This is a genomic window from Bacteroidales bacterium (genome assembly GCA_023229505.1).
Lineage (GTDB): Bacteria > Bacteroidota > Bacteroidia > Bacteroidales > JAGOPY01 > JAGOPY01.
The window spans coordinates 36453-59218 of the sequence record JALNZD010000002.1 but is presented as its reverse complement, the minus strand read 5'-3'; the positions used below and the strand labels follow the sequence as shown (position 1 = coordinate 59218).

Sequence of the window (22766 nt, the reverse complement as noted above, 5' to 3'; positions counted from 1 at the left end):
AGACATTATTGAAGGATTACAAATGATAAAAGGTAAATATGAAGGATAATAATTACTTTTACACTCTATCCTTTTTTTATCGAATTTTCTAAAATCACTAATTATCTCAAATCCAGAACAATGAAGAAGTTTATGTTCCGGAAGGTATGTGTCGCTTTCATTTTTTCAGCCACCTTCCTTTTTTCCTCTTTCCTTTTGACAGCGCAGATCGGTTATGATGACCCCAGGTTCGACCAGGTACCTCAATGGGTCTTTGATTCCTTGCAAAACAGGGAACCGCTTGCCACAACTGTTATCACCATCGATGGATGGGACAATTTTAAAATCGGCCTTGACTTTGCAGAGGGGCACATATCAGAGAATCCACAACAAAACAACCAGTATTTTACCTGCTTTAATACAACTGCCGCTCATTATACCAACGACGGTTTGAATTTCAACAACTCCACAGTTTCCTGGGGAGCAACCATGCGGGGGGATCCGGTTTCAGCATATGACAGCCTGGGAAACCTTTATTTCGAGAATATGTACGGGGCAGGAGATATCCAGGGCTGCAAAGTGGCCACCTCAAGTAATAACGGCCAGAATTGGAGCTCTGTGGTGATAGCCATTTCGGGTGTTGATAAAAACTGGATTTGCGCCGACCAGACCGGTGGACCTTATTCGAATAATGTGTATACGACTATGACCGCAGACAATGGCGGTAATTTTGCCAGGAGTACGGACCTTGGACTTACCTTTCAAAATACGGCAACAATGGCTACCCAGGATCTTCCGGGTATGATGCCCTGTGTCGGCGCTTTCGGTGACGTCCAGGGAGGTGCAGTATATGTAGTCACAAACGGTGGTTCGTCCACTAACTCAACTTATACTTTTTACAGGTCAACCAACGGAGGGACGAGCTTTACCAACATATCGTCCCAGAACTGGGCCGGTTATGTCGGGACATTTGTGAATAGCAGGCATTCTGTGAACGGAATGCGTACAAGGCCTTACCCCTTTATCGCGGCCGATAACAGCTGGGGCCCGCATCGTGGAAGATTGTATTGCGTATATGCAACCAACGATCCTCCGGGCGATGGCAATAAGCCCGATATTTTCTCCCGTTATTCCGATGATGGAGGTGATACATGGAGCGATGCCGTGAGAGTAAATGACGACCTCGTACCACAGAGTAACCATCAATTCCTGCCGGCTATCTGGTGTGATAAGAGTACCGGCAGGTTTTATATCCAATGGATAGATACCCGTGACGATCCCTCCAGTACAAGCGCCCTGATCTATGCCACCTATTCGGATAATGGGGGTGTTAGTTTTGCGCCTAATCAAGCCATCTCTAATGAATCAATGATTATAAACTGTACCACATGCGGTGGTGGCGGTAACCCAAGATACCAGGGTGACTACAATGGAATCGTTTCGAACTCCAATGTTTCAATGGCAACCTGGGCCGATTACCGTGACGGAAAGTTCGACAGCTTTGTATCTTATTTCCCGGATTATTCCATGTTCGTGAGCCCTGAAACACTTCCTGTATCCGGCAGCGACACCTTGTATGCCCAGTTTCCGGAAGTTAAACTTTATTTTGGATCGGTCATCATTTCGGCACAGGTTCAGAATCCGGGAGCAGGAACCATCACTTTAAGCTATCCAAACGATACCATCCTGAATAACCTTCCTGGTGAAGTCCCGATCGTTGTAACGGCCAGCCCTGAAGTGCCCACCGGACCATACCTGGTGCAGATCATTGCCAAAGGACCAAACGGCACTCCAATCCATAAACGCATCGCGACTGTCGATATCCAGAGCCCACCGGTTGCAGATTTCACTGCTGATACCACCGAATTTTGTGCCGGGTTCGCAGTGAATTTCTCAGACCTTTCTGTAAATTTTCCCTCCTCATGGGAGTGGAGTTTTCAAGGTGGCACTCCGGATAGTTCAACCCTTCAAAACCCGACAGGGATTGTTTATAACACCCCCGGTCAATATAGCGTAAGCCTGACTGCTACCAATGTCGGAGGCAGCAACAGCATTACCAAGACAGATTTCATCACCGTGTATGAAGTGCCTTCCGCTCCGGTCGGTGCCGGCGACACAGTCTGCCAGGCCGGAAATATCCCCGACCTGTATGCTGAAGGTGATAACGTGCAATGGTATTCTGACCCGGAACTGACAATCCTGGTAGATACAGGCAACAGCTATGCAACCGGACTGACCGACCCGGGAGTTTATTCTTTCTATGCTACCCAGATTTTGGGAGATTGTGAAAGCCAGTCAACTATGATCACGCTCACGATCAATGCCTTGCCGGAAGTAACACTCGAACCCTTTGCCGCAATCTGCCAGGATGCCGATCCTTTTGAAGTTACAGGGGGAATGCCCGAAGGTGGTGAATATTCCGGTACAGGTGTGGACACTGCCATTTTCGATCCAATGGTTTCAGGCAGCGGGACTTACGATATTGTTTATACATATACGGATACGAACGGATGTACCAACACCGCTATTCAGCAGATCACAGTAAATGCTCTTCCTTCGGTTGATCTGGGAGCCGATTCCGATATCTGCGAAGGGACTTCCAGGGTGCTGGATGCAGGAACAGGGATGGCTTCTTATACCTGGAGCAATGGCGCTACCGATCAAAGTATTACCGTCACTGAAGTCGGAGAATACTGGGTGGTTGTCACCAATGAATTTGGATGTGTTGATTCTGATACTGTCGGGGTTACTGTTCTTCCGCTTACCGGGGTTTCGGCAACACCGAATGGCCCGGCCATCATCGACAACTATTTGACTGCCTCCTCTCAGTATACATCTACTGGCGCAGAAAACGCCAATACTTACCAGTGGATGCTTGAACCTGCCGGAGCAGGGACAATATCTGGAACAGGCCTGACCGCCGACGTAAACTGGCTAGCCGGTTATGCCGGGATCGCAATGATCACGCTTTACGGTATCAATGACTGCGACACCGGCGAAGTCTCCGGGTCCTTCGAATTACAGGTTTACTCTTCTCAAGGTGTGGATGAAAATGCTATCGGTGATATCCGGATTTATCCCAACCCGAACAAGGGTACCTTTAACCTGGAAATCTCCACCTTATCCATGAAATCCCTCGATATCCGGTTGACCAATGCACTGGGAGAAGTCATCTACCAGAAGAATAATCTGAAGGTCGACGGGAAGGTCCGCGAAACTGTGAACGCGGGACATAATTCCACAGGCATATTGATCCTGCAAATTACCGACGGCGAAAATACCTGGAAGGGAAAAGTTTTTATCGGGAAATAATGCCGTGAAATCCTTTACCTGACCTTCCGTCAAATTTAAAGTACTTCCTGGCTTTCTTTTACAGGACAAAGCCGGATTGATCATGAAGATCGGTACATCAATCCACCAAAAGTGAGCTGATCCTCAACTCTTTCCCTTTAGTGATCTGGTAACGGAAACTATTGCAATGGGGACATTGTACGAAAAAATGCTCAGCCGGGAAATCTTTCCCGCATTCCAGGCAATGAGCTTCGGCCTCAACGGTGTGAATAACAAGTTGTGACTGCTGCGCCATGGTGCCCTGAACCACTGAATCCCAGGCAAAAAGAAGTGCGTCAGTTTCTATTCCGGCCATCGTGCCGATTTCCAGTTCAACTTTTGAAATACTTATTGCATCAGCCTTCCTGGCCTCTTCTTCGGCGAGTTCAACAATGCTCAGTGCGATGGATAGTTCGTGCATGGGGCAAAAATATGGAAAAATTGTTACACAGAGTTCCACAAAGGACACGCAAAGTTCCGCTTAGAATGACCAGAATTCTCATGGCTTATTTCTGACTGCGAACTGCGAACCGGGAACTGCGAACTTAATTTAGATTCGCAATAAATTCAACATACAGAAAACTTATGTGTGAAACTTGACTTTTATTATGCATAATTTTATGCCTCCAGGCAGGTTATATTTAAAAGAAGGAAAAAATGTGCTTAGCAATTCCGGGAAAACTACTTTCGATTGATGAATCAGCTCAGATGAAAATGGGTAGAGTTGATTTTGACGGTGTCGTCACCGACATCTGCCTGGAATTTTTACCCGAAGCCAAAGTGGGCGATTATGTTTTAGCCCACGTTGGAACTGCTCTGACGCTATTGAATGAAGAGGATGCCATGGAGTCACTTGAAGCTTTGCGCCAGCTTGGTGAGATAATGCCCGACAGGGAATTGGAGGAGCTATAACGGTCAACAGTCGGCGGTCGGCGGTTGCCGGTTAGAACTCAGAACTTCCCATCCTATTCCACCCAATCTGAAATAAACAGATTCGTTGCTTGTGTGCCTCCATTGTTGCGATTTGAGGAAAAGATCAGCTTTTTTCCGTCGAAGGAAAACATCGGGAAGGCGTCGAAAACGCCATCATATGTGATTTGCTCGAGGCCGGTCCCATCCAGGTTTATCATGTAGAGGTTGAACTGGTATCCCCTTGACGAAGCGTAATTGGAGCTGAATATAATCTTCTTCATAGAAGGATCGAAATATGGCGCCCAATTGGCTTTACCCAGTTTTGTAACCTGCTTTAGCCCGGATCCATCGGCATTACAAATAAAAATTTCCATATTGGACGGCATAACCAGCCCTTGCACCAGCAACTCCTTGTAAACCCTAACCTCTTCTTCGGTTTTTGGCCTTGATGCCCTGAAAACGAGCATGTTCCCATCCTGGGAGAAAAAAGCCCCGCCGTCATAGCCAAGTTCATCGGTGATCTGTCTGATATCGCTTCCATCGATATTCATCGTGTATAGTTCCAGGTCACCGCTGCGAAGGGAAGTAAAAACAACCCTGTCTCCTTTGGGTGACACAGTTGCTTCTGCATCATATCCGGGATCCCTGGTAAGGGTATCTATGATATTGCCCTCAAGATCAGCAACATAGATATCATAATCCTCATAGATCGGCCAGACGTATTTATGGTCTTCGCGCGGAGGCGGAACAGGAGGACAGGCCTGATCCCCGGCATGGGTGGATGCGAACAGGATGGTAGAGTCGCCGGGCATGAAATAGGAACAGGTCGTGCGGCCCATCCCGGTGCTGATCCGCTGTGGCAGCTTGTTGCCCATATCGCTCTGTGCAAGACGGGTGTAAAAGATCTGGTCGCATTCCAGGTTCCAGGCAGGGTTGTTGGACTGGAACGTGATCATAGAATTGTCAAAACTGAAATAAGCTTCAGCGTTATCGCCGCCAAAGGTCAACTGGCGCATATTTGCAAGGTGTTTCTCCTGGGGATAGCGCAATGTATCTGGTAAGACTATAAATTTTCCGGAGGTTTCCTTGCCTGGTTGAATGCCGGTTTGGCAGGCCCAGGAAAGTGTTATGATGAAGATGATCAGGGTTATATTTTTCATTGTTTTTAAAATGGACTGCAAAACTATGAAAAACTGACTTGAAACAGAGATCCGCTATTTTATACTTTGTTGATTCATTATGAATTCTTACTTTTGCTATGTTGATGATGTTGGAAGCGATCCATGAAAGTATTATTTCACAAGAAATTTCTTGAACATAACATCGATAGTGAAAGCGAAGGTGCTTATCGCTTGTTGAGTTTTATGGATACTTACGAAGCGCCCAGGGTTGTCGGGGAGCCTTACCTTAACCTGGTTCACTCGGAGCGTTATATCGAATATATCAGGGATGCCTGTGAGCATGGAGATTATGTGGCCGAGGTGTCATTAAACCCTGCAAGTTACGAAGCAGCTTGTTTGGCAGTAGGCATGACCATCAGGGCATCCGAACAGGGCGATTTTGCGGTGGTCCGTCCTCCCGGGCATCATGCAGGACGGGAAAATGCTGCAGGGTTCTGTTTTTTTAACAATATCGCTATTGCCGCCCAAAAGCTGGTAAATGAAGGTAAAAAGGTCTTTATTTTCGACATTGACGGGCATCATGGCAACGGCACCCAGTCGATCTTCTATGATACCGACAAAGTCTTGTATTGTTCCATTCACCAGCATTATGCCTATCCTTTTACAGGCTTTCCCGATGAAACCGGATCAGGTGCAGGAACAGGATTTACATTCAATTTTCCACTGATTTCGGGCAGCGGCGATAAGGAATTCCTTATCGCGGTTGATAAAGCCATAATTGTAGCCAAGAAGTTCAACCCGGATATTGTCGCTGTTTCTGCAGGTTTTGATTCATATTATAAAGATAAATTACTGGGCATGCAGGTTTCGCAACGGGCTTTTTACGAGTGCGCATTCAGGCTTCGCAGGGCCTTTTCCAATATCTTCGCCGTGCTCGAAGGCGGATACCATCAGGATGTCAGAGAGTGTGTTGACAGGTTTATTGAAGGGATCCATAAAGGCGCCCTGCCTCCCGTTTTAAAATGGGATTCGGATATGTCGATCGGTTAGGACTGCCATTTATTTCACGAGCTTTGCCTGAATTTTGTTTCATGAGCCTGGAAACCCATTATGGTGAACTGGCCGCCCTGGCCACAGCTTTCTTCTGGACTGTCACAGCCCTGTCTTTCGAATTTGCCAGTAAACGGGTCGGCTCTCTTGCCGTCAACATGATCAGGCTATCGCTGGCGTTCCTGCTATTGGCTCTTTTTACTTTTTTTTCCCGTGGGATGTTCCTCCCGCTCGACGCAACCCCTTTCGCCTGGTTTTGGCTGGGTTTGTCAGGCCTTATAGGGCTCGTACTGGGCGATTACTTCCTCTTTAAAGCCTATGCCATTATTTCTTCCAGGATTGCTATGTTGTTCATGACAACCGTTCCGCCCATGACGGCCCTCATTGGCTGGCTATTGCTCGGTGAAAAAATGACACTTTTGCACATCTTTGGGATGTTCCTGACGGTAGGAGGGATATTCCTCGCCATTTTCTCCAGGCCGGAAAATGGTAAGAGGATCCGGCTCACCTATCCGATGAAAGGAATATTATTTGCCCTGATCGGGGCGGCAGGACAGGCCGGCGGACTCGTGCTCAGCAAATACGGTATGGGCGATTATAACGCATTTGCCGCCTCCCATATCCGCATCATCGCCGCCGTGATCGGCTATGCCCTGATCATCATCCTGCTTAAAAAAGGATCTTTGATCCGAAATGCTGTCAATGACCGAAAAGGCATGCGTGCCATCGCCCTGGGATCGGTCTTTGGCCCTTTCCTGGGCATCTCCTTTTCATTACTCGCCGTAAAGTATACCGAAACCGGGATTGCAGCCACAATCATGGCCATTGTGCCGATCCTCATCATTCCTCCGTCTATCGTACTTTTTAAGCAACGGTTCACCTGGCTGGAAATCGTCGGGGCCTTTATCAGCGTCGCAGGTGTGGTGCTGATGTTTTTGTAAATTTCTCCCGTCTCCCATCGTGTTTTGTGTATCCTAACTGCCATTCGCTTTGATGATTTTTGTAAATTTACACCGCTTCAAATAATAACCAAATCCGTGAAAATACTTTGGATTAAAAGATGGAAGAAGATCCCGGGCTTTCTTTTTATTAGCCTGGTATTTAGCATTTTAACCGGTCAAATGTTTGCACAGGAAGGCGACACCATTGCACAGGGCAAACGCCCGACAGTAGGATTAGTCCTTAGCGGCGGTGGTGCCAAGGGTTTTGCTTATATCGGCCTCCTGAAAGTGATCCAGGAAGCCGGACTGCCGATCGATTACATTGGCGGAACCAGCATCGGAAGCGTCATAGGGGGACTTTATGCGATCGGGTACCACCCCGATTCCATAGCCAAAATGGTCAGGTCGATTGACTGGGATGCTTTGATAACCGATAAAATTGATAGAAAATATATTGCTTACGAGGAAAAAGAATTCGGGGAAAAGTTTATTATCACCCTGCCCATTTCTAATAATAGTCTTACATTCAGTTCTTCCCTGTATCAGGGACAGGAAATCAACCTATTGCTGAATCATTATTTCTCGCCGGCTTTTAAAATCCATGATTTCGACAAACTGCAAACGCCTTTTCTATGTATGGGCACCGATTTATTGACCGGCAACGAGATCGTTCTTGATTCAGGCTACCTTCCAATGGCCATTAGGGCCAGTATGTCAATTCCCGGCTATTTCTCTCCGATCGACTACGGCGGTCACTTCCTGGTCGATGGGGGAGTAGTGAATAATTTCCCGGTGAAAAACATTAAAGAAAAGGGCGCCGATATTATTATTTCGGGAGATGTGCAGCCACCACTCAGGAGCAACCGGGATGAATTCATTTCCCTTACAGGTGTTCTCGACCAGATCATCACGTTTAACCGCGGAGAGGCTAACCAGATCGGTTATGAGCTGACAGATGTGTATGTGCCGCTTGCTATGAAATATGGTATCATGGATTTTACCGAGTATGATTCCATTATTGCATTTGGTGAAAGGGTATCAAGGCCTTATTTCAACAGGTTAAAAGCCCTGGCCGATTCACTGAATGCCATTGAGTATAAGCCTTTAAAGACATTCAATGCCCATCCGGTCGATGGGATCCATATCAATTCCGTGCAGATCAATGGCTACCGCAAATTTGCCGGATCTTATTTTAAAAATTATTTTAATATTAAAGAAGATACTATTTTCACGCTCGCGGAGATAGAAAAAAGTATCAGACAAATGTATGGCACCCGGTTTTTTGAACAGGTAAATTATGAAATCAAATCAAACGGGATAAGGAGCGATCTGATCATCCGTGTTAAAGAAGCAGATCCAGGATATATTTCTGCAGGGGTCCATTACGACAATGATTACAGTTCGAGCCTGCTGATCACTGGATCATTCCGCAATGTTTTGGGTAAGCGGACCAAACTGTTCACCGACCTGGTCCTCGGCGAGAATCCACGACTGCGGGCATTTTACATGATCGATAATGGGGCAGAACCCGGCGTTGGCGCTAAAATTGAATATTATTCCTTTAAATTTAGCATGTATGAAAAGGAAGCGAAAATCAATAAAATAATTTTCACAAATTATAAAGCTTCAGCTTTTATAAATTACAGCCTGAAGAATCTGTTAAATTTCAGGGGCGGCTTCGAGTATGAGTATTTCCGTTTTAAACAGGATGAGCCTATTACAGATTCCGTGTTGGAAGCATACAATAACTTCAGCAGTTACGGCACTCTTTTCGTGACTTTTAGCGCCGATTCCCGTGACCGCGCTTATTTCCCGACTTCCGGTTCCAAATCGGAACTTCACCTGGAATATGTCATGCCGCTCTCAAAAAACTGGAGCAAAGATTTATTTACCAGTTCATTTATCCTTTATTGGAAGTATGAATTCAATTATCCGATCGCACGTAAATTTGTGCTTCGTCCGGGTCTTTTTATAGGCAGCACAATGTCGGCTGAAAACCGGCCGCCGTTTCAGCATTATTTCAGCTTTGGCGGTTTAAATCCCAGCCAGTATGTAAGTACCATGCTGCCTTTCACCGGCGTGCAGTTTATTCAGCAGTTTGGTTATCACGCCGCCGTTTTAAGAATGAAATTGCAATATAATTTCTTTAAAAAACTCTACCTGACCTTCTTGTTGGATGCCGGATCGGTTGAAAAGGTTTTTAAAGATGTTTATCAACCGGAAAACTTTATTGTCGGGTATGGTGCTACCCTTAGCTACGACAGTTTCATTGGCCCCCTGGAGCTTACTTTTATGGGTTCTAACCTGAACAGCAAACCGATGTTGTTCCTCAACCTTGGATTTTGGTTTTAAAAATGTCTGTGAATGATGTCGGATAGTTCGATACCGTCTGTCAGATGTATGCCCTGCATTCCGCATCGTTTGGCTGATTCAACATTTGAATGGAAATCATCGATAAAAATGGTTTCTGCAGGGGTTAGCCCGCTGTCGTTAATGACATATTCAAAAATTGCCGGATCCGGTTTATAAAGTTTGAGCTGAAAAGAATAGTAGGCTTTCTCGAAAAGGCTGTCAAGCGCAGGATAACCGAATGATTTCCGGAATTGTTCCTGGTAGTGATCGTAATGGATCTTGTTGGTATTGCTTAAAAGGAAAGTCCGGTAGTTTAGCTTAAGTTTTTCCAGGAGGGCAACGCGGTGCGGAGGAATTTCACCGAGGATAAGGTTCCAGGCCTGATCGATCTGCTCATCCGTCACGTGATCGTTTAATCCGGATCTCATCTGCATCCTGAATTCTTCCGGGCTCATTTCACCCTTTTCAAAGCGGGAATACACCTTTTCCTCAAGGAAGTATTCATGCAGACTCAATACATCAGTGCACCCCAGTTGCATCAATCCTCCGGCAAAAGCCATCGGATCGACAGGGATGATAACTCCCCCGAAATCAAAGATGATATTTTTAACAACTGGTTTCGTGTCTGCAAAAGTAAAATTTTAAATATTTATTTGCCATGTAAAATCGTCTAAATTGATTTACAGATGTGAAGAACAATAATTTGTTATTAGACTCTTTTTAAATAACATAGAAATTTGTACTTTCATATATAATTAAATACTTTCGTCGCCATTATTTATAATTTAAATGGTAAAAAGTATTTTGTTATATATCCTCAGAAGGATTTTTCTGCTTTTCCTGTTTCCGTTATTTCTTTCAAATATTGTATCCGGGCAGGGAAACGCTGATTGCCTGATGTGCCATGAAGATCCTGCCCTGTCGGTTGAACGCCAGGGTAAAATGGTGTCATTGTTTGTAAACGATAAAATCTTACAGAATTCTGTACACAAGGACATTGAATGTGCTTCCTGCCATCCCGATGCAGAAGTTGAGGAATTCCCTCACCCTGAGGACCTGGCACCTGTCGATTGCGGATTTTGCCATGATGATGCCATGAAGGAGTTTGATAAGGGTATCCATGGCCAGGCATTGAAACTGAAAGCATTATATGCCCCCGATTGCGAGGAATGTCACGGAGGGCATGATATTTTGCCCTCATCAAATCCAAACTCGCTGACATACAAGATGAATATACCTGTGTTATGCGGGAAATGCCACCGGGAAGGCGCACCTGTTGCAAGAACATATAATATCAGCGAACACAACATCCTGGAAAATTACTCCGAGAGCATCCATGGGGAGGGTTTGTTCAAAAAAGGCCTGGTCGTCACTGCCACTTGTAACGATTGCCATGGGAACCACCTTGTGCTTCCTCATACAAGTCCCAATTCCACGATTGCGGCAAATAACATTGCAAGGACCTGCATGAAGTGCCATGCGGAAATTGAAAAGGTCCACACCAAAATCATCAAGGAAGAGCTGTGGGAAAAGGAGCCAGGTGCCATACCAGCCTGTACCGACTGCCACCCTCCTCATAAAGTGAATGTCCAGAATACTGTCAACAAAATGTCCGACAATTCCTGTTTGAAATGTCACGAAGCGGAGGGTGTCCATAAGATGGCCGGTGACTCCATTGTATCATTAAAGGTCGACAAAGCCGATATCGCAAATTCGGTTCATCGGACTATCACGTGCGTCAAGTGCCATTCGGATGTGTCAACACAGATGGCCAGGCCATGCACGACTGCCGGAAGAGTTGATTGTTCAAATTGTCATGCAGAGGTATCGAATGTATATGCCGCCAGCGGTCATGGAATGGCATTTGCTGAAAAACGTGAAGAGGCGCCCTATTGCACGACCTGTCATGGCACCCATGTCGTAAAATCACGATACGACGACACCTCTCCCACTTACCGGGCTTCAATTCCTACCCTCTGCGGCCAGTGCCACCGGAAGGGTGGAAAAGCAGTTGGGACGGTGCAACTGAAAGAGGTAAACGCCTTTTTTGATTATTCTTTAAGTGTTCACGGAAAAGGACTTACGGAGAAAGGGCTGCTTCCAAGTGCGGTTTGTACCGACTGTCATACCACTCACTATGTGTTGAAGGAATCTGACGAGAGATCTTCAGTAAATCCAAAGAATATTCCAGCCACCTGTGCAGCCTGCCATAAAGGAATCTACGATGAATATATCAAGAGCGATCACGCCATTACGCGTGACGATAAGAAACATAAATTCCCGACCTGCGCTGATTGCCATACTGCCCATGGAATCTCTGATATCACCCAGGATAAATTCATGAACCAGGTGACGCTTCAATGCGGTAAATGTCATGAGGACCTGGCGGAAACATATATGGACACCTATCATGGCAAAGCATATCAGCTTGGATACCAAAAGCCGGCCAGATGTTCGGACTGTCATGGCGCGCACTTGATTTATAATTCTAATAATCCCCTGTCATCTGTCAGCAGCAGGAATATCGTCTCTACCTGCAAAAAATGTCATCCTGATGCAAACATGCGGTTCACTGGATACCTCACCCATGCCACTCATCACAATAAAAACAAGTATCCGGCATTGTATTTCACCTTTTGGGGAATGACGTCCCTGCTCATCGGTGTATTTGGCTTTTTCGGGCTGCATCTGCTGTTATGGCTCCCCAGGTCATTCCAGGGCATCAGGAAAAAAAAGGTACACCGCGAGGCTTTGAGCAATAAATACTATATTCGGCGGTTTACACCAGGCCAGCGAATCACCCACTTATTTGTGATTCTGAGCTTTATCATGCTGGCGCTGACCGGCATGACCCTAAAGTTTGCCAGTATGCCCTGGGCAAACCAACTTGCAAAATTCCTGGGAGGGGTCCATGCTGCCGGGAACATCCATCGCTTTGCCGCTGTTATCACTTTCGGTTATTTTGCTTTTCATGTTGGTTCACTTATCCGCATGAAGATCAAGCGTCATTCTGCATGGGGCAGCTTTATCTTCGGCAAAAACTCACTGATGTTCAATAAACAGGACGTAAAAGATTTCTGGGGTACTATTAAATGGTTCCTGAACCGTGGCCCGCGCCCGGATTACGGCCGCTGGACCTACTGGGAAAAGTTTGACTATTTTGCCGTGTTCTGGGGGGTTGCCATAATCGGTTTTTCCGGACTGATCCTCTGGTTTCCCGAGTACTTCACCAATATATTTCCTGGCTGGCTGATCAATGTTGCCATGATCATCCACAGCGATGAGGCATTGTTGGCCGTGGGTTTTATCTTCACGATCCATTTCTTTAACACCCACCTCCGTCCGGATGCATTTCCGATGGACACCGTCATCTTTACCGGGACTGTTCCTTTTGAAGAATACAAGCATGACCGTCCGAGGGAATTTGAAGAGCTGAAGAATTCAGGAAGATTAAAGAAAGTAGTAGTGAAGAGGGAAGAGAAAAGCGCATGGGATAAGGCTATCAGGATTTTTGGATTTACCATGCTGACCATCGGTCTCATCCTTGTGGTGCTGATCATCTACTCGATGCTGTTCGGGTACAAATAGAAATTGGAAATTAGAAATTTGAAATTTGGACTTTCTCCGCGTCTCCGCGGTTTTAATGGAAAAATACTTCAAGATCCTTATCAGGCATAAAATCCACCATCTTCCATCTATAAAACAGAGTGTCATTCAAAATAAATGATGTGTCCGGAGGATAACTAAGAGAATCGGGAATGATGGATAATGGTATTTGCAGCTCATAATTAGCGAAATCTAATGACTTGCCCCAGGTTTTAGTACTGTTCAGGATATAGCTAAAATGATCTTCCTTCAATCGTTGCCGGAAATAAACCCGGTAAGCCGATTGTCCATAAGCTTTTACGAAAATTTCAAAAAATATTCCTGAACGGGCATCGTGGTAAGGAATGACAGTGCTTGTTTTCAAATCCTCCACCACCAGCGAATCGATCAGTTCCTTTGTATTTTCTGGAAACGGATAAAAAAGGGTTACCCGGATGTCTTTATCCCCGACATTACAGAAGTAATATTCTGCATCGGTGACCACCTTGTTTTCCTTTAGGCTGAACAGAATATCCTCCCGGTAAAATTGAAGGTTCTGGCCGTTGACCGTAAGGCAACAGGATTGTAAGACTGTAAGAATGATAAGAAATAGTGTTTTTCTCATCGGCTGATCACCATTTTACCCGCAACCTTCTTTTGATTCCCGATCTCGAGAGAATAGTAATAGATGCCGGTAACCAGGGATTTGTCATTCAGATTATAGTTCAGTTCCTGCTTTTCTCCGGAAATTTCTATAGGAAGAATATCGACAATAAAGCCTTCACTGCTGTAAATTTTTATAATTCCCTTCTGATGATGCACCTGGCCGTTCGTTTCAATGACGAAAGTGGTATTATTTGAGAATGGGTTTGGAATATTGCCGATTGAATAACAAGCAGGAGCGAGTTTATATTCACCTATTCCCGTCAATAGGGTATCCAGCTTGAATTCAAAATAATTGGCCGAATCGGGTTCTACAAAAATCGTGGTATCGCCAATCTCGCCCTCTTGATATAAGAACCTGATCCAGTACTTTTTGCAAAACATATTGTCGGTATAAAAATAGCCGTTCTCATTCGTGAATATCTCAGGAACGGTAGGTGAAGTAGCATAATGATATCCTTCGGGGCAATAATAAAGTTTGATCCCGGCCAAAGGCTCATCACTCTTATCCTTCACATAACCGCTGAACACTGCTCTTTTCGCCACCTGGAACGGATTGTATCCAATAGTATTAGGAAGTTCCTTCACAGTCCAGAATTCATAGTTATCATAAGAATCGGAAAACTTCTGCCATGCAACAGATTCCTCACCTGCAGGAGCACTGACTTCACTGTAATAGGTGGGATACGAAATGACTCCGAATTGTAAGCCATAATACTCAATCTGCCACCACTCATCTCCCATTTGCTCTTCCAAAAAAAGGCAATCTCCGGCCTGATTGATATAGAAAGGGGTTTGAAAATCAGCCTGTGTAACAAAAAAGACCTCTCCCGGGGTATACTCAATTCCCGGAAGAAATTGGGCTGTATCGTAAAGCCCTGTTATCCTCATGTTGTCCAGGTTATTTCCCCCGTAAAATTCTGATATAAGCAGTTCAATTGACCAATCACCGGAGCCAAAATAAATTTCCAGGATCGTAGGCGGTATTTCAATCGGGTTGCTGAAAGAATGGAAGTTTAAAAAACATCCCATGCAAATGATGAGAAAAAACTTGAATATGATCCTTTTCAAGGATCTAAGGGATTTCATTGATTTCATGGTTTGGTCGATTATCAGTTATCCAAAGATACAAAATTCATGGACGATTTACGATGGACGATTTTTCATTTAGCATTTATTTGCCATGACTCTATTAATCCTTACAGAATAATAAGATCAATAAACAAGATGATCAGCGTTTTTTTTCCAGAGAATTTCTTACTTTTGCACCCTTAAATCGCACATCGTATATCCACACCCACACTTCACTTGCACACCCACACCCACACCCTCTTCGGGCCTATAGCTCAGCTGGTTAGAGCAACTGACTCATAATCAGTAGGTCCCTGGTTCGAGCCCAGGTGGGCCCACAAAAAATCCCGGCCAAGTCGGGATTTTTTATTTCAGCATTTGGGCTCTCAACAAAATGATGTCATCCTACGATCTATTGCCCGGGAATGTTAATAACCTAAAGAACAACCATCGTATAGGTCTGGACAACCTTTCCATGAACGATAAGTGATGTTAAGATCAAGCCCCTGTAGCCAGCCGGAGGCCTTATCTTTACTATGTTTTCACCCGTACCGGGATTAAATGGGATGTGCTGCAGGACGACACCTGCAGGGTCCGTGAGCTGAAGGCTGGCATCATATATCTCATGCAGGCTTGTTACATTTATCCGGATTTCGGTTTCACCGGAAAAAGGATTGGGAAAATTCTGATCCATCCATATACCCCAATTTTGTTTAATATAGTCTTTCATACCGACGGTGACGACAGTATATTCGTCTGATATCAGGCTTTCCAGGCCGTTTTCGACATTCATCACGCTGAAATAATATTCTTTCCCGGGATCAAGCCCTGTTATGTTGAAATGAATCGAATCCGTGAAAGTGATCACGGTGTCGAAATAAAGCGTTCCCGAGCCCTGTGACCGGATACCGACGCGGTAATGCTTATAAACGGTATCATTCCCGGTCATGGTAATCCCGATGCCATCCGGCAGAGGTTCAAACACCGGTTGTGGTTGGGGAGGCCCAATAGCCAGGTAGCCAAGGTTTACCCCGTTAGAGACAGCATTTCGCCGCAGGTATCCCATGTCAACAAAAAACGTGTCCAGGACACCATCCGGAGGAATGGACAGATCCAGCCCCAGGATATCATTGGAGGTATGCTGCCGGTCCGGGGGTGTGCCGGTACCGTTACCGTGCTCATTCTGGGAGCTGAAACGAATTGCCCGGTAACCTTTTTCCCGGAATGGAATATGATCCCCGCTCCGGTTCACACGGTCCTCACGGATTATCATGTTGATGTTCATGGGCGTTTCAAGCAAGGGATTGATATCTTCTTCCTGGTGCAGCCTGATGTATCTTACAAGTTGCTTATGACTTGAATTTGCGCTGGAATCATTGGACTGGGAATAGGAAAAAATCCTCACATGAGTGCTGTCAATATTGTTCATGTATGGACAGCTGGGAGGAGAGGATGTGGCGCCGCATATAATTCCGCCGATGACATCGTTGTTAATGACGGCCATAACCGGAATATTATTATCCCAGACGTATTTGGCAAAAGCCCTTGCCCCGTAAAGCCCCTGGTCCTCGCCTGTCACATTGGCAAACACGATGGTATGGTTGAAGGCAAATCTGCTCATGACCCTTGCCAGTTCCATGACCAGGACTGTTCCTGAGCCATTATCTTCCATACCAGGAGTGTAGCAGGTTGTATCGCAAACAGATTCACAACGGGTATCAAAATGCCCTTCCACGATCAGGATATCATGTTGCGTTGTATCCAGGCCGGGCAATATGGCCAGGACATTTTTATGATGGTTATTACTACAGATGAACTTGTCAAAATCCATATAAGTCAATACCAGCCTGTTTTCATTGGTTGAGCTGAATTCACCGAATTTCTGGAATATCCATTTCCTCACCGCCCCAATGCCATAATTGCTGCTGATGGTATCAGAACCTGAATTCCGCTGGTAAAAGCTGTCAATATGCATCAGGTAGCTGAGAAGGGAATCTTTTGATACTCCGTTAATGATGCCATGAAGAACAGAATCCGGTTCATTTATAATCACTGCCGGGGTATACATAGCCGGGTCGTAATTTCCGGCCAGGATATTTGCCGCTTCAGGATTGGAGAGGGTGACGTTAGTTTGTCCGAAAGATGATAATGAAGCAGAGAAAAGTGCTGCTACAACGGCGAAAACAGGAATAAGTCCAACAGATTTTTGCATGTGAGCCATAATTAGATCCGGTTAAGACTATAAATTTAATGATATTTAATATCCCAGCGCAGCATAACCAACCCAATGATGTATATTAGCAGGCGCCGTCTGGCCCATTCCCAGGTCATCCACCTTGATAGCAGGATGATCTATACTGCTGGAATAACCGATGATACTCCCAACCAAAGGTTTACCTCCTGTTATTTCGTTCAATTCGAAAGCCGTAAGCAATCCAAGTGGCACTGAATACCTGCCACACCATGTCCATTTGTATTCATGGAAATCATTTGCATCAACGGTGAAATCACAGAAAGCATTAACTTTCTGAGGGCTCAATAAACCGGATAACGTATCCATGATCTCCTTTTCATGGGCAATCGCCTGCCTGTATCCGGCGCTGTCAGTCCCATAAGGAGCATAGTTCCTGCCGCCCCAATCCTGATCGCCATAATGAACCGCATCGGTGGAGATCACGATCGCAAAATCCTTTCCCCATTCAAGGCCCTTATCAATTGTTGCCTTTTTGATCGCACTTGACAAAGGCCCTGCGATCTCCTGCATCTTCTCATAAGACATGTATGGAACAAGGATCGAAACAATTTGAACATTGCGGTTATAGTACTGCAAAAATGGGATAACGGCCTCCACGGAATGTTCCATCCGCTGCATGGAGTCGTTGACCTGGAAAAGCTGAAGGGGCAATTGTTCTATGATTTCTTCACGGATATCTGATACTTTCACATTGGCATAAGGCCCTTTCCAGTAATCGTAGCTGTCGAAAACGACCTGGTTTTCCAGGTTCATCAATTTAGCTTTATGGGCGACGCCAAAGAGAAGGATAGTTTTTGCCCTGATGTTTTTCAGCGCTGCAGGATATAAGCTGCCCACATACGAGTAGTCATCATGCGGTGAGATAATTACCCTTGGGGTGCCTTCGTAATGGAAGGTTTCAGCAAGAGGATTTTGCCTTTCTATCCTGGCCATGATGCTGTCCATTTGCCGGTCCAGGTGAGCAAAGCCCACTGTATCGGCCAGCGGACGGATATTAGTTTCTTGCTGCACATTTTGCCGGCATGCCCCCAGGAACAGTATTCCGGAAACCAGCAAACAGCAAATAGAAATTTTATTTTTCATTGGATTAAATGATATGAAAGGGATGTGGTCGTTCGGTCCCTTTTTTATTTTATTTGCATCCCAACAAATATAAGATTAAATGAAATTTTTATTTTCACTGTTTAACAAGTATTTAGAAACAGGGTTCGAGCCCAGGTGGGCCCACAAAAAATCCCGGCTAAGTCGGGATTTTTGAATTTTCGGTTGCTTGAGATACTGAATAACAGATACAAAACTGCTAAACAGAAACCGATTGACAGAAACAAGAATAACGTTGAACTCATCAGTAAGTTATATGAAGAACTCTTTGATGCTATGATGACACAAACAGAAAACGAGTTAGTTGCTTAAACGCTAAATTGAAAACCTCCATCTATGTTGTTATCAGGTGGAGATTCTCTTCTTTTGGTTATTTAGAGTTGCGTGGCCACAATTCTATGATTTAATCTATCAATTTTTTACTACTTTAATTTAATGAAAATCGTATGGGTATGTTGAATTGAACTTTGACAGGATCACCATCTTGAATAGCGGGTTTCCATCTTGGCATATTTTCAATCAAGCGGACCGCTTCTTTATCACAGCCTCCACCAATTCCCCGTAAAACTCTAATATCCTTGATGTATCCATCAATATCCACAATAAAAATTACATAGACAGATCCTTGAATTCCATTTTTTTTTGCCTCAACTGGGTAATTGAGATTTTGCCGAAGGTAATCATACAATGCTTTCTCTCCTCCTGGATATTCTGGCATTTGTTCAGTAACCATAAATATTCCTTCAGAATCATGATTTACTGAGTCGGCTATCTGTTTTAATTCTTTGTAATCTGCTATAATGATTTGATTCATAGGGATTCCATCTGCAAAATTCGTAATCTTATTTAGATCAGATTTTATTTGTTCGCTATTTTTAAGTTTAGAATTCACTGAGATCCTTAATTGGTAAAGCTGAAGATAATATGGATTTCTACGAATCATTTCATCAAGGTATTGAACAGCTAAACCATAGTTTCTCTCATAAATTGCTTTATCGGACAACTGCGCAAGGCTGTCATCAGGTATTAGAATAATTGCGTCATTATCATATTCAATAGTTGTAATGAAAACAGGAAGTAAGAATCTGTCATTAGCGATGAACTGATAGTTTTGGTGATTGAATTTATCTGTAATAATTCTAAATCGGAACTGAAAATATAATCTAATGGTGTCACTATTACCGTGTTTTTTCCATTGACCTTCTGTTCCTTTAATACCTTGAATAATTTGTGAATCTATCTGTTTATCAATAGGATTTATGATATTTACTGCTAGAATCTTACCTTTAGAACTTAATACCAGTTCTGACACAGATAATCCAATTGATGCTGATGAAATTGATGAATTAGGGTATTTGATAGATGTACTAGAAAAATATGAATATAATCCTTGCTCTCCACCTTCGTAATAATCATCAAACTTAAAATCTGCCTGGGATAAGATTTCAGAACTGAAAATGGAAATCAATAATATAGTCCCTAAAAATCTGCTTGAGCCGTAAAACATAATCTAGTATAGAAATAATGATGACTTATGTAAGGATTACAAATTTATCACTTTTAATGAAATCTTCAATAATGTTATTATGGAAGATTATTTCATATCTAACATAATGGGATTAGGTTTATTTTTAAATTTGTTGATTTTGAGTTAATTAAGGTTATAATAAATTATAATCTTTGATATAATGTAATCATCTAAAAATAAACCTGCCGGAAGTGCTTCACATTCTTTAGTAAAAAAATAGTTGCATTTTCACTCTATCTTGATTATTTTTAAACCGTTCTTAACATCTTATCTTTCCACACTATGAAACCATTCAGGATTTTTACGTCCGGACTCATCTTCATGTTAATCATCGTCTTTGCTGACCATGAGCCAATCATTGCAGCTGAATACTCGGGATCAGTGTATGATGCAGTCGAGTTAAATGCCATCGAAGGTGCTGTTGTGACCATCGGCTGGGATTCCTATCCTCCCGATCCGATTTCGTTTACCGATACTACGGATTGGCTGGGCAGATTTGATTTTATCGTTCAGGATGGATTAGCCTTTAGCATAGTGGTTACCATGCCGGGTTATATATCCTTTGTGATGAAGGATCAACAGCCGGATCATTATATTATCCTCATGAATAAACCTGAATCGGGATTCCTTGTCGAAACGCTCTACGAAGGCCTTCAGAACTACAAATTCAATGGATTATATTGTTACCTGGATAGTGGTATAGTGTCTTATGATGATTATTTCTTTCCTGATATCAATGCCCAGTCCGATACCATAGATATGTTCCTGGAGGAGATAGGAACCGGCATCGAGCCGACGGTTGATGATTCGCTGGTATGGCTGAAATGTACAACCCTCTGGTATTTTTTAGATAATCATGCTTCGGGGGGACCACCTGATTCATTGTATCAGGTGGCGGATGATTTTATGCATGGAGGCGTCGGATGGCCTTCCATTGACCGGATTTCAAGAACATATTACCGATACGGCATGATTCCCTGGGGAATATGCACCGATAAAGCCATCATCTTCACGACCATTCTACACAGGCTGGGTATTCTTAAAAACAGGCTGGCAGTAGCTTATTGCCGTTATAATATCGGATCATATGACCACTATTACCCCATGCTTTATTTTGCCAACAGGTGGCTGTATTTTGATCCACAGTATTGCACCGTTCCGTTCCCGGACTATGATGATTTCTCCTCTTTCCCATATGGCTGGTACATTGCAGACCCCATTCCCGATTATTGCCATCCCTTTGGCGTACTTGCAATTCCCGGCTCGACGATCACAGAGGTCCCGGAAATCAATAACCGAAGCGACAATTCCCGGCTTATTTCTATAAATTTACCCTGTACGCGTATCCATACGATGGGCTCGCTTTTAACTGTCAGGGGAATAGTAGCCGATACAACAGTTACAGAAGTTTTTCTGAATGAGGTATCACATCCTGTGGACAATGGAACATTTACTTGCATTACTCCATTAATGACTGATATAAATCCCGTAATTGCAAAAATCAGTATCAATAACCATGAATATTCAGATCAGATCGACGTATATAAAGACTGCTTTTTTGAACCCGAACAGCAGTTAAATATCCCTGCCAGCTGGAGTGGTGTTTCAAGTTATGTCTTTCCCTGCTATACATTGCTGGAGACAATGCTTTTTCCTATCGAGGACCAGGTGTATATCCTGCGGACCATTGATCAGTTTTACAGTCCTGTACAGACTTATAATACCCTATTATACTGGGCTCCTGATCAGGGTTATCTTATCAAGACATTTGACTCTGTTGATTTAGATATATATGGAATCCCATCAGAGGACAGGACCGTTGAGTTCAATATGGACCATAATGGATGGAATATACTTCCTGTGTTATCTGAAAGTGATTATAACAGGTCTTACGTTACCGAGGCACTGGGTGATACGGTGACCATAATAAAGGAAATCGGTGGCAATGGATATTACTGGACAAGTTTTTCATGGAACCTTTATCAACTGGAAACGGGAAAAGCCTATTTCATTAAAGTCACCAATCCCTGTTCCTATACTTTTATTGATTCCAAAAAATCTTCGGAGAATGTGAAACCGGATCGTGATATAGTTGAGAATCCATGGAATGATGTCATAAAAACGGGTTACTCGCACCTCATCGCTATAGATCACAGTGCCTTCGAAACGACTCCTGAGATTCAGCCAGGAATGATGTTCGGATGCTTTACTCAGGAAGGATTATGCGCCGGATATGCAACGTATGATCCTCAAACCAGTTACACAGTCCTTGTTGCCTTTGGTGATGATGAAATGACTGATACAATTTCTGAAGGCTTCACTGAAAATGAATCCTTCACGTTCAGGGCATATTCTTCTGAAAATCAACAAGAATATAGTCTGACACCCGTGTTTGACACCCAGACGCCGGACTTTTCGACTGTTTACTCCATGAATGGCCTATCCGTAATCCGGGGAATCGCTTTGAGTCCCTATTCCATCGAAGATCAATTGCTTGCATCACGGATCACTGTCTTTCCGAATCCTTCGGATGGTAACACCCATTTGGTTATTACCGGCAGCTACCGTGATTTGAATATCATAGTCTGGAATACCTGGGGTGATCAGATATATAACACCCAAATGTCACCAAAAACCGGCGAAACAAAGATAGATATAGACCTGTCAGGTTTCCCTGCGGGTATTTATTTCCTGACTGCCTTTGATGATCAGGCGACCGAATGTCAGAAAATAGTAATTTACTAATCGACCATTTCTGGGGAATGAGGTCATTAATGGTTTAAAGCTTTGGCAACACCGGCAATTATCGGATAATTTTATTGTGGTGACCGGTTTTTCTGTGTTTCCATGGAGAAGCATGATCTGTGCCAAATATAAGA

The 22766-nt window shown here is 44.0% G+C and carries 15 protein-coding genes and 1 tRNA gene; 8 read left to right on the top strand and 8 right to left on the bottom strand.

Annotation, left to right across the window (positions count from 1 at the left end):
- Positions 1 to 120 precede the first annotated feature (120 nt).
- The gene (locus tag M0Q51_01070; GenBank protein ID MCK9398569.1) at positions 121 to 3291 is read left to right on the top strand and encodes a PKD domain-containing protein; all 3171 of its coding nucleotides are present in this window, start codon (positions 121 to 123) and stop codon (positions 3289 to 3291) included.
- Between the two features lie 97 nt (positions 3292 to 3388).
- On the opposite strand, the gene hypA is transcribed toward M0Q51_01070, so the two are convergent.
- Positions 3389 to 3730 carry a hydrogenase maturation nickel metallochaperone HypA gene (hypA, locus tag M0Q51_01065; protein MCK9398568.1) on the bottom strand — a complete coding sequence of 114 codons (342 nt, stop codon included), beginning with the start codon at positions 3728 to 3730 and terminating at the stop codon, positions 3389 to 3391.
- 236 nt (positions 3731 to 3966) lie between these two features.
- On the opposite strand from hypA, the gene M0Q51_01060 reads away from it, so the two are divergent.
- Positions 3967 to 4221: a HypC/HybG/HupF family hydrogenase formation chaperone gene (locus tag M0Q51_01060; protein ID MCK9398567.1), complete on the top strand. Its 255-nt coding sequence runs from the start codon at positions 3967 to 3969 to the stop codon at positions 4219 to 4221.
- 53 nt (positions 4222 to 4274) lie between these two features.
- On the opposite strand, the gene M0Q51_01055 is transcribed toward M0Q51_01060, so the two are convergent.
- Complete coding sequence (locus M0Q51_01055; protein MCK9398566.1) at positions 4275 to 5381, bottom strand: hypothetical protein; 1107 nt, start codon at positions 5379 to 5381, stop codon at positions 4275 to 4277.
- 123 nt (positions 5382 to 5504) lie between these two features.
- On the opposite strand from M0Q51_01055, the gene M0Q51_01050 reads away from it, so the two are divergent.
- The 3 genes from M0Q51_01050 to M0Q51_01040 all read left to right on the top strand — a co-directional run bounded on the left by M0Q51_01050 (position 5505) and on the right by M0Q51_01040 (position 9685).
- Positions 5505 to 6392 carry a hypothetical protein gene (locus tag M0Q51_01050; protein MCK9398565.1) on the top strand — a complete coding sequence of 296 codons (888 nt, stop codon included), beginning with the start codon at positions 5505 to 5507 and terminating at the stop codon, positions 6390 to 6392.
- 41 nt (positions 6393 to 6433) lie between these two features.
- On the top strand, positions 6434 to 7333 hold the full coding sequence (locus M0Q51_01045; GenBank protein MCK9398564.1) for a DMT family transporter: 900 nt from the start codon (positions 6434 to 6436) through the stop codon (positions 7331 to 7333).
- 96 nt (positions 7334 to 7429) lie between these two features.
- Positions 7430 to 9685 (top strand): patatin-like phospholipase family protein, encoded by a 2256-nt coding sequence (locus M0Q51_01040; protein ID MCK9398563.1) that lies wholly within the window; start codon positions 7430 to 7432, stop codon positions 9683 to 9685.
- Here M0Q51_01040 and M0Q51_01035 read toward each other — a convergent pair.
- Positions 9682 to 10245: an HAD family phosphatase gene (locus M0Q51_01035; GenBank protein MCK9398562.1), complete on the bottom strand. Its 564-nt coding sequence runs from the start codon at positions 10243 to 10245 to the stop codon at positions 9682 to 9684. The genes M0Q51_01040 and M0Q51_01035 overlap by 4 nt on opposite strands.
- A gap of 229 nt (positions 10246 to 10474) precedes the next feature.
- On the opposite strand from M0Q51_01035, the gene M0Q51_01030 reads away from it, so the two are divergent.
- Positions 10475 to 13273 carry a cytochrome c3 family protein gene (locus tag M0Q51_01030; protein MCK9398561.1) on the top strand — a complete coding sequence of 933 codons (2799 nt, stop codon included), beginning with the start codon at positions 10475 to 10477 and terminating at the stop codon, positions 13271 to 13273.
- A 52-nt stretch (positions 13274 to 13325) separates the two neighbouring features.
- Here M0Q51_01030 and M0Q51_01025 read toward each other — a convergent pair whose 3' ends face one another.
- Both M0Q51_01025 and M0Q51_01020 read right to left on the bottom strand, forming a co-directional pair.
- Positions 13326 to 13895, bottom strand: coding sequence for a hypothetical protein (locus M0Q51_01025; protein ID MCK9398560.1), 570 nt, complete (start codon positions 13893 to 13895; stop codon positions 13326 to 13328).
- Positions 13892 to 15022, bottom strand: coding sequence for a T9SS type A sorting domain-containing protein (locus tag M0Q51_01020; protein MCK9398559.1), 1131 nt, complete (start codon positions 15020 to 15022; stop codon positions 13892 to 13894). Before M0Q51_01020 ends, M0Q51_01025 begins: the two co-directional genes overlap by 4 nt.
- A 246-nt stretch (positions 15023 to 15268) precedes the next feature.
- On the opposite strand from M0Q51_01020, the gene M0Q51_01015 reads away from it, so the two are divergent.
- Positions 15269 to 15342, top strand: a tRNA-Ile gene (locus M0Q51_01015).
- A gap of 98 nt (positions 15343 to 15440) precedes the next feature.
- On the opposite strand, the gene M0Q51_01010 is transcribed toward M0Q51_01015, so the two are convergent.
- From M0Q51_01010 to M0Q51_01000, 3 genes are all read right to left on the bottom strand, one after another.
- Positions 15441 to 17216: a M28 family metallopeptidase gene (locus M0Q51_01010; GenBank protein ID MCK9398558.1), complete on the bottom strand. Its 1776-nt coding sequence runs from the start codon at positions 17214 to 17216 to the stop codon at positions 15441 to 15443.
- Between the two features lie 45 nt (positions 17217 to 17261).
- A complete protein-coding gene (gene amrB, locus M0Q51_01005) occupies positions 17262 to 18341 on the bottom strand; it encodes an AmmeMemoRadiSam system protein B (protein ID MCK9398557.1) in 1080 nt (359 codons plus the stop codon).
- A gap of 445 nt (positions 18342 to 18786) precedes the next feature.
- Positions 18787 to 19866, bottom strand: a complete 1080-nt coding sequence (locus M0Q51_01000) for an energy transducer TonB (GenBank protein MCK9398556.1) — start codon at positions 19864 to 19866, stop codon at positions 18787 to 18789.
- A 303-nt stretch (positions 19867 to 20169) separates the two neighbouring features.
- On the opposite strand from M0Q51_01000, the gene M0Q51_00995 reads away from it, so the two are divergent.
- Positions 20170 to 22632 (top strand): T9SS type A sorting domain-containing protein, encoded by a 2463-nt coding sequence (locus tag M0Q51_00995; GenBank protein MCK9398555.1) that lies wholly within the window; start codon positions 20170 to 20172, stop codon positions 22630 to 22632.
- Positions 22633 to 22766 lie beyond the last annotated feature (134 nt).

Bases quoted from the DNA above. Each gene is read 5' to 3' on its own strand.
- M0Q51_01045 (MCK9398564.1), top strand. From the start codon at position 6,434: ATGAGCCTGGAAACCCATTATGGTGAACTGGCCGCCCTGGCCACAGCT.
- M0Q51_01055 (MCK9398566.1), bottom strand. From the start codon at position 5,381: ATGAAAAATATAACCCTGATCATCTTCATCATAACACTTTCCTGGGCC.
- M0Q51_01000 (MCK9398556.1), bottom strand. From the start codon at position 19,866: ATGTTTTACGGCTCAAGCAGATTTTTAGGGACTATATTATTGATTTCC.
- hypA (MCK9398568.1), bottom strand. From the start codon at position 3,730: ATGCACGAACTATCCATCGCACTGAGCATTGTTGAACTCGCCGAAGAA.
- M0Q51_01050 (MCK9398565.1), top strand. From the start codon at position 5,505: ATGAAAGTATTATTTCACAAGAAATTTCTTGAACATAACATCGATAGT.
- M0Q51_00995 (MCK9398555.1), top strand. From the start codon at position 20,170: ATGAAACCATTCAGGATTTTTACGTCCGGACTCATCTTCATGTTAATC.
- M0Q51_01035 (MCK9398562.1), bottom strand. From the start codon at position 10,245: ATGGCTTTTGCCGGAGGATTGATGCAACTGGGGTGCACTGATGTATTG.
- amrB (MCK9398557.1), bottom strand. From the start codon at position 18,341: ATGAAAAATAAAATTTCTATTTGCTGTTTGCTGGTTTCCGGAATACTG.
- M0Q51_01030 (MCK9398561.1), top strand. From the start codon at position 10,475: ATGGTAAAAAGTATTTTGTTATATATCCTCAGAAGGATTTTTCTGCTT.
- M0Q51_01060 (MCK9398567.1), top strand. From the start codon at position 3,967: ATGTGCTTAGCAATTCCGGGAAAACTACTTTCGATTGATGAATCAGCT.
- M0Q51_01070 (MCK9398569.1), top strand. From the start codon at position 121: ATGAAGAAGTTTATGTTCCGGAAGGTATGTGTCGCTTTCATTTTTTCA.
- M0Q51_01010 (MCK9398558.1), bottom strand. From the start codon at position 17,216: ATGCAAAAATCTGTTGGACTTATTCCTGTTTTCGCCGTTGTAGCAGCA.
- M0Q51_01025 (MCK9398560.1), bottom strand. From the start codon at position 13,895: ATGAGAAAAACACTATTTCTTATCATTCTTACAGTCTTACAATCCTGT.
- M0Q51_01020 (MCK9398559.1), bottom strand. From the start codon at position 15,022: ATGAAATCCCTTAGATCCTTGAAAAGGATCATATTCAAGTTTTTTCTC.